The organism is Bradyrhizobium sp. P5_C11_2 (assembly GCF_054049755.1).
The window spans coordinates 1-12,764 of the sequence record NZ_JBFULT010000178.1; the positions used below are offsets into that span (position 1 = coordinate 1).

Here is a 12,764-nt window from a genome sequence, read left to right on the forward strand (position 1 = left end):
CGGTGCTGCTGCGCAGCGTGTTCGTCAATTCCATCTCGTTCGCGCGCCGCGTCATGCGGCAGATCGAGGCGGAACGCACCGTGCGGCAGGATCCTCTGACCCTGCTGCCCAACCGCTTCGCCTTCAATGAAACGCTCGATGGCGCCCTCAAGCGGCTGGCCCTGTCCGGCGAGGAATTCGCGGTGCTCCTGCTCGACCTCGATCGTTTCAAGGAGGTCAACGACAAGTTCGGCCACCCAGCCGGCGACGAATTCCTGGTCCAGGTCGCAAACCGCCTGCAACGCTGCACGCGGGCGGCCGAACATGTCGCGCGCATCGGCGGCGACGAGTTCGCGCTGGTGATGGCCAATCTGGCGCGGCCGGAAGATGCGCTCGAGATTGCCGAGCGCTTCGTCGCGGCCTTTGCGGAACCGTTCCTGATCGAGGGCCGCGAGATCGTCGGCGCGACCAGCGTCGGCATCGTGCTGGCGCCGCGCGACGGCAACACGCCGCTCGACGTCATGAAAAATGCCGACAGCGCGCTCTATCGCGCCAAGAAGGCGGGACCCGGCACGGTCTGCTTCTTCGAGGAAGCCGACGACAGGGCGTCGCGCGACCGCAAGGCGCTGCAATCGGATCTGGCGGGCGCGATCGCCAGGGACGAGCTGTTCCTGGTGTTCCAGCCATTCCTCGATCTCGCCGACAACCGGATCACCGGTTTCGAGGCGCTGCTGCGCTGGCAGCATCCACAGCGAGGACTGGTGCCGCCGAGCGAATTCATTCCGATCGCCGAGGAGACCGGGCTGATCCACGAGATCGGCGAATGGGTGATCCGGCGCGCCTGCGCGACGCTCGCGGACTGGCCGGAGGAGATCAGGGTCGCGGTGAATTTCTCGGCCGCCCAGTTCCACAACAACGGCCTCCTCCAGATCATCGTGCAGGCGCTTGCGGACGCGAAGATCGCTCCACACCGCCTCGAGATCGAGATCACGGAATCGATGCTGCTGTCGAAATACGGCTCCGCCGCCTCGGTCCTCAATGCGCTGCTGCAACTCGGCGTCACGGTGGCGCTCGACGATTTCGGGACGGGCTTCTCCTCGCTCACCTATTTGCGCAAGCTGCCGTTCAGCCGCATCAAGATCGACCAATCCTTCATCCGCGACATGCTGGTGCAGCCGGACTGCGCCGCGATCGTGAAGTCGGTGATCTCGCTGGCGCGCGACCTGCGCATCGGCGTGGTCGCCGAAGGCGTCGAGACCGCCGACCAGCTCGAATATCTGCGCCAGTTCAGTTGCGACGAAGTCCAGGGCTATCTGATCGGCCGGCCGGTGTCGGCCAAGCAGGTTCTGGCGCTGCTCGACCCGAAGAAGCAACGGGCGATCTACGCGGCGTGAGGCGTGCACTCGCAAAAGTGGGACGTCCGCTTCCGGCGGCGGCGCAACTTGCACAGGCAATTCCGACAATTTCCCGCTTTGACCCGGCATGAGAATACGCCTTGGAGGTAACCCGCATTAGCCGCCCGGCGACGGCCGCTTGCGGCAAAGTGGCGGCTTCCCACTCTTGCGAAAAGTTGATTGTGTGAGTGCCGAAGAAGAAGCTCGGCAATTGCTCGCGATCGACCTTTTCTCGATCGGTCCGATCAGTCTTGGAGAAGACCCATGCAGCTTGCGCTGATTGAAGCCGGACATTGCGACGTGGACCTCACGCCCTCGCCGGTCGAGCCATCCTGGATCATTGAAGGAAATCCGGAAGCGCGCTCGCGCGTGCTGTCGACCAGTGCATGTGGCACCGCCAAGACCATGGTGTGGTCCTGCACTGAGGGCAAGTTCAATTGGTACTACGATCTCGACGAAACCATCGTGATCCTCGAAGGATCAATTGTGCTCGAGAGCAAAGGCATGCCGCCAAAACGCTTTGGGGTCGGTGACGTGATCGTTTTTCATCGCGGTGCGCACGCCAAATGGCATGTCGAGGGCTACGTGAAGAAAGTCGCCTTCCTTCGCCTGAACAATCCGCACCCCCTGGGCTTCGCCATCCGCGCCGCCAACAAGCTCAGGTCCTCAATCGCGCGGCACGCGCCGATGATGGCCACGGCTTGCGTCATCGTTGCGGGGTAGGATCGCACTTCCGCTGTTGGCCCCTGGCTGAACCGGTAGAATGAACCGAACCTGTCCGCTCCCGAGGGCAGAGCGGACAAGGCCTCCTTCGCCGGCTGATCGCACGCGGATAGGCTCTAAGCCCCCTCAGACCGCATCCGCGCGCAGCAGCGTGTCCACGGTGATGGTGCCGCGGGCGCGCGAGACGCAGGCGCAGATCTTCTGATTGCTTTGCTTCTGATGGTCGCTGAAGAAGACGTCGCGATGGTCGATCTCGCCGTCGACCTCGACGACGTCGATGGCGCAGAGGCCGCATTCGCCGCGCTTGCAGTCGTACATCACCTCGTGGCCGTTCGCATTGAGCACGTCCAGCATCGAGCGCTCGCGCGGGATTTCAAGCTCGACGCCGGACGCCTTCAGGCGCACGCGAAACGTCTCGGTCGGCAGCGTGCCGCTGGAACCGAAGGTCTCATAGCGGAGATCGGCGAGCGGATGCCCTGCCCCGATCCAGGCGTGGCGTGCGGCATCCAGCATCCGCATCGGGCCGCAGAAGAGAGCCATCGCGCCTTGCGGCAATGACGCGAACAGCGCTTCGAGGTCGAGCCGGCGGCCTTCGTTGCCGGCATGAACGACGAGGCGGTCGCCGAGCACGGCAGCGAGATCGTCGAGATAGGCGGCCTCATCGCGCGAACGCACGGCATAGTGCAGCCTGACATTCGCCCCGCGCCGCGCCAGCGCCTGCGCCGCGCCAACGATCGGGGTGATGCCGATGCCGCCGGCGATCAGACAATAGCTTTCACGCGCCCAGTCGACCGCGACCAGCGAGGCGGGCTGGGTGATGTCGAGCCGCGCGCCCGGTGCGAGCTGCCACATGTAGCGCGAGCCGCCGCGGGAATCCTCTGCGCGGCGCACCGCGATCCGGAAGCCGCGGGACGAGGCCTCGCCGACCAGCGAATAGGATCGCGTCTCGGGCAGGCCGTCGATGCTGACGCTGACATTGATGTGGCTGCCGACCGGATAGGCGGCACCGTCGAACTGATCGGGCAGGATCAGGAATTCGCGGATGCCGGGCGAAAGATCGCGGGTCGACACCAGCGTGGCCGGGGTCCAGGTTTCGATGAAGCGCATGGTGACTGCCCTCAATCGGTTGCGGTCTTGATCAGCGCGAGCGCCGGCAAGAGGTCGAGATGGGTCCGGTTGCGCAGCGCGAGCCGCAAATTGCGCACGGCAAGCCGCGCATGCTCGCGCATCACCGCTTCGGCGCGCGCGCCTTCGCGGTTCTCGATGGCGTCGATCACGACGCGATGATGCTCCTGCCCGATGATCAAAATCTGCTGCGCCTCGGGCAGCGCCGACTGCGCCATCACGAAACCGCTGGGGGACGCGAACGGCAGCGCCGAGGCGCGGTCGATCTGGCGGATCAGCGGCGGGCTGCGCGACAATTCGGTGAGCAGCGCGTGGAAGCGCGCGTTCAGCGTGACGTAGGACGAGAACGCATCGACCGAGATCGGCACCTGGCGCAGCAACTCGTCGATCGCGGCGAGACACTCCTTCAGCGGCTCGAGCTCGCGCGCGGAGACGCCGCGCTCGGCCGCGAAGCGCGCGGCGAGGCCTTCCAGCGTGCCGCGCAGCTCGATGGAATCGGAGATGTCGCGCTCGGAGAACGCCTTCACCATGAAGCCGCCGGAGGGGATCGCCTCCAACAGGCCCTCCTCCTCCAGCCGCACCAGCGCCATGCGCACGGGCGTGCGCGAGGCGCCGGTGGTCTCCACCGCCTGGAGCTCGGAGATGCGCTCGCCGGGACGCAGAGACCCCGACAGGATCTGGTCGCGCAACGCGAGCTGCGCCTTCACGGTCTGCGAGACGGAGCGGTCGACCTCGCGCTCGGCCATGTCAGCTACTCCGCGGCCTGGAGGTGCTGCGGCGGGTTTTCCTTCGCGACCATCTTGTCGATCAGCTTGCGCGTCCACATCGCACCCGCATCGATGTTGAGGTTGTAGAAGACGCGATCCGGGTTCTCGTCCATCGCGCGCTGCTGCGCTTCGAGGATCAGCTCGTCCTCGTGGAAGATGCCGGAGACGCCTTCGCGGATCTCCGTGGTGATGCGCTGCTCGCCGAGGCGATAGTTGCGGACGAAGGACCAGAAGTAATGGCAGGTCTTCTCGGTCTCCGGCGTAATGGTGTTGAGCACGAAGCCGTTGACGCCCTGCGAGCGGTCGCCTTCCGGCGCGCCGGTCCCGGTCGGCGCCACGCCGACGTCGATCGCAATGGTGCACGGCGCCTCGAAGCGGATGATCTGCCAGCGATCGACGAGGCCGGGCTTGCCGAGCTGCTTGGCCCAGAACGGCGGCGCCTCGATGCCGCGCATCCAGCGCGTCACGGTCACCGTCTTCTCGCCATGGGTGACGTCGAACGGAGCTTCCGCAACAGCGTCATTTCCGATCGAAGAGCCGTGCACAAAAGTCTCGTGGGTGAGGTCCATGAGATTGTCGAGCACGAGGCGATAGTCGCAATTGACGCGGATGGTCTTGCCGTCGCCGGCCCAGGCCGGATCGTGGTTCCAGTGCATGTCGGGCACCAGCGCCGGATCGGCGAGCGCGGGATCGCCCATCCAGAGCCAGATGTAGCGGTGCCGCTCGACCACGGGATAGGCGCGGACGCAGGCCGACGGGTTGATGGTCTCCTGCGAGGGCATGAAGGTGCAGCGGCCCTGCGCATTGTATTTCAGGCCGTGATAGCCGCAGACGACGGTGTCGCCTTCGAGCCGGCCCTTGGACAGCGGCAYCAGGCGGTGCCAGCAGGCGTCCTCCAGCGCGGTCACCGAGCCATCGGCCTTGCGGTACATCACGACATGCTTGCCGCAGATCGTGCGCGGCAGCAGCGCCGGCTTGACGTCGGCGTCCCAGGCGGCGGCGTACCAGGCATTCATCGGGAAGGGTTTTGTCACCGGTCTCACTCCCAAGGCTTATGAATACGTTATGTATACAATAGCGGAGGGATGGAATGATTCAAGACCGAATATGGCGTACTGTAATACCTAAATGCGAGGCTATGTATACAGACTTAACCGCAAGTCATTCCCCGCGAAGGCGGGGAATCCAGTACTCCGCGGCGGTCGTTGTCGCACAACTGGCGTCGCGGCGTACTGGATCACCCGCTTTCGCGGGTGATGACAGCGCGCGATACGGAACACCCCCCCTGGAGGGTAAGAAGGCGGCTGCGTCGGCAGTTACGCCCCGAACACCTTCTTGAGCCCGGCCTGAGCCTCTTCCTGAATCCGCTTCAGGTGCTCGGTGCTGCGGAAGCTTTCCGCGTAGATCTTGTAGACATCCTCGGTGCCCGACGGCCTCGCCGCGAACCAGCCGAAATCGGTTTCGACCTTGATGCCGCCGAAGGGCTGGCCGTTGCCGGGCGCCTTGCTGAGCGTTGCCCGGACCGGATCGCCGGCGAGGTCCTTGAGGCCGAGCTGCTCGGGCGTGACGGACTTCAAAATATTCTTCTGCGGCGCGGTGGCGGCGACGTCGATGCGCGCGTAATGGGGCACGCCGAGTTCGGCGGTGAGATCGCCGAACAGCTGGCTCGGATCGCGGCCGGTCCTGGCCATGATCTCGGCGGCGAGCAGGCCGAGGATGATGCCGTCCTTGTCGGTGGTCCACACCGTGCCGTCGCGGCGCAGGAACGAGGCGCCTGCACTCTCCTCGCCGCCGAAGCCGAACGAGCCGCCGACGAGGCCGTCGACGAACCATTTGAAGCCCACGGGCGTCTCGACCAGCTTGCGGCCGAGTTTTTTGGCGACGCGATCGATGATCGAGCTCGACACCACGGTCTTGCCGATCGCAGCACTCCCGCCCCAGTTCGGGCGGTGCGAGAACAGGTAGGAAATCGCGGTCGCAAGATAATGGTTCGGATTCATCAGGCCGCCGGTGCGCGTCACGATGCCGTGACGGTCGGCGTCGGTGTCGTTGGCGAAGGCGACGTCGAAGCGGTCGCGCATCGCGATCAGGCTCGCCATCGCGTAGGGCGACGAGCAGTCCATGCGGATCTTGCCGTCCCAGTCCACCGTCATGAAGCGGAAGGTCGGGTCGATCGCCTCGTTCACGACGGTGGCCTTCAGGCCGTAGCGTTCGATGATCGGATGCCAGTAATGCACGGCGGCGCCGCCGAGCGGATCGATGCCGATATTGATGCCGGCGGATCTGACCAGGTCGAGAGCGACGACGTTGCCGAGATCGGCAACGTAGGGCGTGATGAAGTCGTAGGCGTGGACGTGCGCGGATTTCTTCGCCTTGGCATAGTCCATGCGCGCGACGCCCTTGAGCCCGTCGGCGAGATAGGCGTTGGCGCGCTTCTCGACGACGCCGGTGACGTCGGTGTCGGCCGGCCCGCCATGCGGCGGATTGTATTTGTAGCCGCCGTCCTCCGGCGGATTGTGTGACGGCGTGACGACGACGCCGTCGGCAAGACCGGACGTGCGCCCCTTATTGTAGGTCAGGATCGCGTGCGAGATCACCGGCGTCGGCGTGTAGCCGCCGTCCTTGTCGATCATGATATCGACGCCGTTGGCCGCGAACACCTCGACGGCGCTGACCAGCGCCGGCTCGGCCAGCGCGTGGGTGTCGATGCCGATGAAGAGAGGGCCGGTCAGCCCCTTTTCCTTTCGGTAGTCGCAAATCGCCTGCGTGGTCGCCAGGATGTGACCCTCGTTGAAAGTGTTCTTGAGCGAGGTGCCGCGATGGCCGGAGGTGCCGAACGCCACCCGCTGCGCGGAATCCGCAACATCCGGCTTGTTGGCGAAATAGGCCGTCACCAGCCGCGGAATGTTGGTGAGCGCGTCCGGCGAGACCAATTTGCCCGCCGCGGGATGAACTTCAGCCACTGGAGATACCCTCGTCCTGATCGTGCAGAGATTGCGGGCCACCATAGCATCGGCCGGGCCCCCGCCAAGGGCACAACCCGCGCGATGGGGAGGCGTTCCTTGGGCGATGATGAGGCGGCGCCTCATCCTCCGCTGTCGTCCCGGCGAAGGCCGGGACCCATAGCCACAGGGAGTGGTTGCGGGAGCGAGCTGGCAACTCCGAGTTTCCGCAAAACTATTGCTGCGGCGTATGGGTCCCGGCCTTCGCCGGGACGACACCAAGATTGTTGCGTGCTCACGTCCGAACTCAGAATCCGTTATGCTCCGCACTTTCGAGGCTCTTCGAATCGTCCCATGATGCTCTCGGGCAAGCTGCTCCTGCTGATCGCCAGCCTCGTTGTGGCCGGCGCGCCCGCGCGCGCCGCGGAGTTCTACACCGAGGATCTCCGCATCCCGATGGCGGAGGCCGGGCCGCAGGGGCTGGAGGCCTTCCTGGTCCGCCCGGCGGGGCCAAAACGCTATCCGCTCGCGCTGCTCAGCCACGGCTCGCCGCGCAGTTTCGACAACCGCGCGACGATGTCGGCGCATAAATATTTCGGCATCGCGCTCGAATATGCCCGGCGCGGCTTTGCCGCGCTGATCGTGATGCGCCGCGGCTACGGCACCTCGCCGGGCGGCCGCGTCGACAGCGTCGGTGCCTGCGCCAACGCCGCCTATCTGCCGGCAGCGGCGGTCGCGGTCGCGGATTTGCGCGCCGCGATCGATGCGATGGCGCGTAGAGCCGACGTCACGACGACAGGCATGATCGCGGCCGGCCATTCCGCCGGCGGGCTCGCCACCGTCGCACTGACCGCACAGGCGCCGCCCGGGCTGGTGGCCGCGATCAGCTTCGCCGGCGGCCGCGGCTCGCGCGACGATGACGATGTCTGCAATCCGGATGGGCTGGTGCAGGCCTTCGCCACTTTCGGCAGGACCTCGCGGGTGCCGATGCTGTGGGTCTATGCGACCAACGATTCGTTCTTCGGTCCCGATCTCGCGCGCCGGCTCCATGACGGATTTCGCGCAAGCGGCGGCAACGCGAAATTCATCGCGGCACCGCCTTACGGCGAGGACGGCCACTATCTCTATTCGGTGGTGGGCCGCCCGCAATGGACGCCGTTCGTCGACGCCTTCCTGCGCGAGCACGCGCTCGGCAGCCGCGACATCCTGAGCCCGCCCGATCCGCTGCCGCCGCCGAGCCAGCTCAATGCGGCCGCGCGCGCCGAGTTCGCGCGCTATCTCGCCAGCACGATGCCGCACAAGGCCTTTGCCGTGTCGCCCAATGGCGGTTACGGCTGGCGTTCGGGACGCACGACGATCGACGACGCCCAGCGCGATTCGCTCGCGGCCTGCATGAAATGGTCGCCCAGCTGCACGCTCTATGCGGTCGACGACCGGCTGGCCGGGGCTGCGCAACCCACCGACCGGAGCGCCCGCGCGCGATAGGCGGCCGGGGTGAATCGAACCTCTCGACAGGTGACGCTAGAGGCGCTCGCTCAGCGCGAGCTTGTAGCCGACGCCGGTGACGGTGGCGATGACCGGCGTGCCGCTGCCGACGAGCTTGCGGCGCAGCCGCGCCACCAGCGCATCGACCGTACGGATGTCGACCTCGGCCTGGCGGTTGCTGACGACCTCGATCAGATAGTCGCGGCTGAGCGGCCTTCCGTCGGCACCGACGAGGGCCGCGAGCAGGTCGAATTCGGCGCGCGTCAACGATACGGGCTTGCCGTCGCTGCCGAGCAGCTCGCGCCGCGTCAGGTCGATGATCCAGTCGCCGAAGGCGATCGAATTGTGGTTGCGCGCCGCCTTGCGGTCGATCGAGCGCCGCCGCAGCACGCTGCGCGCACGCGCGAGCAGGTCGCGCAGATTGATCGGCTTGGTGACGTAGTGGTCGCCGGCTATCTCGAGGCCGAGGATGCGGTCGACGTCGGTGTCGCGGCGGGTCACGAAGATGATGCCCGCGTTGCTGGTCGCCTGGATTTCCTTGGCGAGCTCGAAACCGTCGCCGTCTGGCAATTGCACGTCGAGGAAGACGAGATCGGTGCGCGCCCGCAACGCCTGGCGGCATTCCGCGCAGGAGCCGGCGCCGACCACGTCGAAATTGTTCTCGCTGAAATAGCCGACCAGCATCGTCCGCGTCACCGGATCGTCCTCGACGACGATCAGGCGCTCGCGGCCGAGCGGCCGCATTTCCTGAAATGCGGAGTCAGCCACGGTCTTGGATGTCCTGTGTGCTTGTGATCCGACCTGGAACTTCAGGTCGCCCAGCGATGCGCTGTCCTGTGAACGTACATTCACGGCGTATTCGAGCCCCCGAAATTGCCCGCCAGAATAATAGGCGCGTTGTGATGCCCAAACAATATTGGTCACGATATTGAAGTATTAAGTATGAATTGCCCCACACTTCTCATTTTGCGCATCGTCCCCAGGGAACCCGCCGGGGACATGTCGGGATCCGGCTATCCAGGCCGAGGTTCAACCGCTGGTTAACGTAAACGGAGTCTTCGGCTTCGGAATCGGCGCCTGCGTCTTTATGGTCCTGCCTCGCAGGGCGAGGCGGTTGCGAAACCACGGAGCAATTTGATGCAGGGGCAGGCCCGGTTGGCTGCCGGTCGGACCGATGGCGGCGCAACGCCCTTCGGCCGTTCGCACTCCCTCGACGTCCTGCGCGGTCTTGGCATCGCCGGCGTGATGGCCATCCACGTCTCGCAGTCGTTTCCGTCCGGCATCCGGGCGATCGATTTCACCTTCATGTGCGGCTGGGTCGGCGTCAACATCTTCTACTTCGTCAGCGCCATGACGATGTGCCTGATGTGGACGCAGCGCGCCTCGGAAACGAACCCGACCCGCAAATTCTACATCCGCAGATTTTTGCGCATCGCGCCGCTGTTCTGGCTCGCGATCCCGCTCTATCTCGTCGTCAACGGCACGGGGCCGAGCTACAACGCGCCCAACGGCATCGGGCCGCTCCAGGTGATCCTGACCGCGACGTTCCTGCATGGCTTCTGGCCGGACAGCGTCAACAGCGTCGTGCCGGGCGACTGGTCGATCGCCGCGGAGATGACGTTCTATCTCGTCTTTCCGTTCGTGATCACCGCCTTCGGATCGCGCCGCCATCTTTATCTGGCGCTCGCGATCGCGCTGCATCTCGTCAATGTCTGCCTGTTCAAGCCGTTCGCCTTCGCGCTGTTCTCGGCCTATTACGGCCCCGGCAACGAGGCCTTCGTCTGGAACGCGCTGCACATCAGCTTCCTGAACCAGCTCCCGATCTTCCTGGTCGGCTGCGCGCTGTTCTTCTCGCTGCGCGACGGCTTTGCGAAATCGGACGCGGCGATCTTCGCCGCCTTCATTGCGCTGTCCTTCGCCGCAGACCGCGCGACCGGCTCGCATGAATTCAACTATCTGATGATCAACCTCGTCCTCGGCGCGCTCGTGGTCGGCTGCATCAGCCTTGCGATCCGCTGGTGGCCGCTCGAGGCGCTCGGCCGCAATTCCTATTCGATGTACCTGTCGCACTTCGCGGTGATCTACGGCCTGCGCCAGGTCTGGCCGCTCGCGAACGGGCTGGTCTCGCTGCTGATTGCCTATGTCGCCACCGCGGCGCTCAGCTATGTCGTCGCGCGCGCGACATGGCATCTGATCGAGCGGCGCGCGCAGGATCTCGCGCATCGCCTGACCTCTTCAGCGGCCAAGACCACGCCGCGCGCGGACGCCGTGGCCGCGGCAGGTGTCGTCTGAACAGCCGCGGTGCCGGCGCTTGACCTGCCGCCTCAGGACGATCCGACCTCGATCCGGTACGACAGCTCTTCGTCCGCGCCAGCTGCGATGTGCATCAGGCCCGGCTTGTCGCTGAACTCACCGTCGAAGCCTTTAGGGCTCGCATAACCGCGCCAGGGCTCGATGCAGAGGAACGGCGCGCCCGACGGTTTTGACCAGACGCCGAGCTCGCGAAAGCCGCGCCACGACATTTTGAGCCAAGGCCCGGCGCCCTGCCCGGCCGCATAGCGGACCGCATCGCTGTTGATGCGATCGAAGATGACGGCGTCGACTGTGAACAGGGATTCCGACAGTGGAAGCACAGTGCCTCGGACGGGGCTCGGATCCGTTGCCGCGAGCAGCAGTCCGCCATCGACACGGCGAACCGGAGATGACTCCTCGTTCGCGAACGTCAGCGCGTAGCTCTCCTTGGGCAAGTCGGGCTGAAGCGGCCAGTTGAAGGCGGGATGACCGCCGAGCGACGCCGGCAAGGTCTCCTCACCGGTGTTGACGATCTTCAGCGCCACATCGAGGCCGGCTTCGTCGAGCGTGTAGGTCACAACCAGACGGAACGCGAACGGGTAGAGCGCGCGCGTCGCCTCGCTGTCTTCCAGCACCAGCGCGCAGCGGCTCTCGCCACGTTCCGCCCAGGCAAAGCGGTTGTCGCGCGCAAAGCCGTGCTGGGTCATCCGGTAGGTTTTGCCCCGGTGCCGCATCTCGTCATTGACGAGACGCCCGACGATCGGAAACAGCAGCGGCGCATGGCGCGGCCAGGCCGGCCCGGCCTGCCAGATGAATTCGACACCGGCAGCATTCTTCAGCGAGCACAGCTCGGCGCCTTGCGCCTTGATGGTCGCGGTGAGCCCGCCACTCCGGATCGTGTGCGTGTCGTCGGTCATGACCATCCCCATGGCGGCAGCGAGGCTGGCGGCGCAAAGCGCCGCAGCCCTGTTCGAACGGACCATAGCGCATTGGAAAATGCTGCGCTCGCCTCGAGACCGGGCGAGCGCGACGTCTTGGAGCTCAGCGTCGCGCTAGGCCTGGGACGGCCGCCCGATGCTCTCGTAGGTGAAGCCGGCCGCGGCCATCTCTTCCGGGCGGTAGATGTTGCGGAGGTCGACGACGACGGGCTGCGTCATGGTCGCCTTCAGCCGGTCGAGGTCGAGCGCACGGAACTGCACCCATTCGGTGACGATGACGATCGCGTCGGCGCCCTGCGCGCAGGAATAGGCGTCCTCGCAATAGGTGATGCTGGGAAGCTCGCCCTTGGCCTGCTCCATGCCGACGGGATCGAACGCCCGCACCTTGGCGCCCATGTCGAGCAGGCCGGTGACCAGCGGGATCGACGGCGCATCACGCATGTCGTCGGTGTCGGGCTTGAAGGTGAGGCCAAGCACGGCGATGGTCTTGCCGCGCAGCGAGCCGCCGAGCGCCTGGCTGACTTTCCGCGCCATCGCGCGCTTGCGGTTCTCGTTGACCGCGAGCACGGATTCGACGATGCGCAAGGACACGTCGTAATCCTGCGCGATCTTGATCAGCGCCTTGGTGTCCTTCGGGAAGCAGGAGCCGCCGAAGCCCGGGCCGGCATGCARAAACTTGGTGCCGATGCGGTTGTCCAGGCCAATGCCGCGCGCGACCTCCTGGACGTTGGCGCCGACTTTTTCGGACAGATCGGCGATCTCGTTGATGAAGGTGATCTTGGTCGCGAGGAACGCGTTCGCGGCGTATTTGATCATCTCGGCGGTRCGGCGTTCGGTGAACATCAGCGGCGCCTGGTTCAGCGACAGCGGGCGGTAGATGTCGCCCATCACCTTGCGGCCGCGCTCGTCGGARGTGCCGACGACGACGCGRTCSGGGAACTTGAAGTCGCGGATCGCSGCGCCCTCGCGCAGGAAYTCGGGRTTSGAGGCGACSACSACRTCGGCCKCAGGRTTCGTYTCGCGGATGATGCGCTCGACCTCGTCGCCGGTGCCGACCGGAACCGTCGACTTCGTCACCACGACGGTGAAGCCGGACAGCGACTGCGCGATCTCTTTCGC

The 12,764-nt window shown here is 65.6% G+C and carries 11 protein-coding genes; 4 read left to right on the forward strand and 7 right to left on the reverse strand.

The features are described 5' to 3' along the window. Together ACXJL8_RS18265 and ACXJL8_RS18270 are read left to right on the forward strand one after the other, a co-directional pair. Positions 1 to 1,373 (forward strand): putative bifunctional diguanylate cyclase/phosphodiesterase (locus ACXJL8_RS18265; RefSeq protein ID WP_456685356.1); only part of this gene is annotated, 1,373 nt, incomplete at its 5' end. Positions 1,374 to 1,637: 264 nt separating this feature from the next. After that, complete coding sequence (locus ACXJL8_RS18270; RefSeq protein ID WP_456624294.1) at positions 1,638 to 2,096, forward strand: cupin domain-containing protein; 459 nt, start codon at positions 1,638 to 1,640, stop codon at positions 2,094 to 2,096. A 126-nt stretch (positions 2,097 to 2,222) separates the two neighbouring features. Here ACXJL8_RS18270 and ACXJL8_RS18275 read toward each other — a convergent pair whose 3' ends face one another. From ACXJL8_RS18275 to pgm, 4 genes are all read right to left on the reverse strand, one after another. Then, entirely contained in the window at positions 2,223 to 3,203 is a 981-nt protein-coding gene (locus ACXJL8_RS18275) for a PDR/VanB family oxidoreductase (protein ID WP_456624293.1), read from the reverse strand. Positions 3,204 to 3,214: 11 nt separating this feature from the next. Beyond that, the gene (locus tag ACXJL8_RS18280; RefSeq protein ID WP_008139252.1) at positions 3,215 to 3,967 is read right to left on the reverse strand and encodes a GntR family transcriptional regulator; all 753 of its coding nucleotides are present in this window, start codon (positions 3,965 to 3,967) and stop codon (positions 3,215 to 3,217) included. A gap of 5 nt (positions 3,968 to 3,972) precedes the next feature. Then, complete coding sequence (locus ACXJL8_RS18285; protein WP_456685357.1) at positions 3,973 to 5,022, reverse strand: aromatic ring-hydroxylating dioxygenase subunit alpha; 1,050 nt, start codon at positions 5,020 to 5,022, stop codon at positions 3,973 to 3,975. A 282-nt stretch (positions 5,023 to 5,304) separates the two neighbouring features. Further along, positions 5,305 to 6,951 carry a phosphoglucomutase (alpha-D-glucose-1,6-bisphosphate-dependent) gene (gene pgm, locus ACXJL8_RS18290; protein ID WP_456624291.1) on the reverse strand — a complete coding sequence of 549 codons (1,647 nt, stop codon included), beginning with the start codon at positions 6,949 to 6,951 and terminating at the stop codon, positions 5,305 to 5,307. Between the two features lie 333 nt (positions 6,952 to 7,284). On the opposite strand from pgm, the gene ACXJL8_RS18295 reads away from it, so the two are divergent. Next, positions 7,285 to 8,415 (forward strand): alpha/beta hydrolase family protein, encoded by a 1,131-nt coding sequence (locus tag ACXJL8_RS18295; RefSeq protein WP_456624290.1) that lies wholly within the window; start codon positions 7,285 to 7,287, stop codon positions 8,413 to 8,415. 36 nt (positions 8,416 to 8,451) lie between these two features. Here ACXJL8_RS18295 and ACXJL8_RS18300 read toward each other — a convergent pair whose 3' ends face one another. Next, positions 8,452 to 9,267, reverse strand: coding sequence for a response regulator (locus tag ACXJL8_RS18300; protein WP_456624289.1), 816 nt, complete (start codon positions 9,265 to 9,267; stop codon positions 8,452 to 8,454). Between the two features lie 285 nt (positions 9,268 to 9,552). Here ACXJL8_RS18300 and ACXJL8_RS18305 point away from each other — a divergent pair, with 285 nt between their 5' ends. Next, a complete protein-coding gene (locus ACXJL8_RS18305; RefSeq protein WP_456624288.1) occupies positions 9,553 to 10,707 on the forward strand; it encodes an acyltransferase family protein in 1,155 nt (384 codons plus the stop codon). A gap of 32 nt (positions 10,708 to 10,739) precedes the next feature. Here ACXJL8_RS18305 and ACXJL8_RS18310 read toward each other — a convergent pair whose 3' ends face one another. Together ACXJL8_RS18310 and ACXJL8_RS18315 are read right to left on the reverse strand one after the other, a co-directional pair. Then, complete coding sequence (locus tag ACXJL8_RS18310) at positions 10,740 to 11,624, reverse strand: aldose 1-epimerase family protein (RefSeq protein WP_456624287.1); 885 nt, start codon at positions 11,622 to 11,624, stop codon at positions 10,740 to 10,742. Between the two features lie 135 nt (positions 11,625 to 11,759). Beyond that, the coding region (locus ACXJL8_RS18315; protein WP_456685358.1) for a UDP-glucose dehydrogenase family protein at positions 11,760 to 12,764 on the reverse strand (1,005 nt) is incomplete at its 5' end.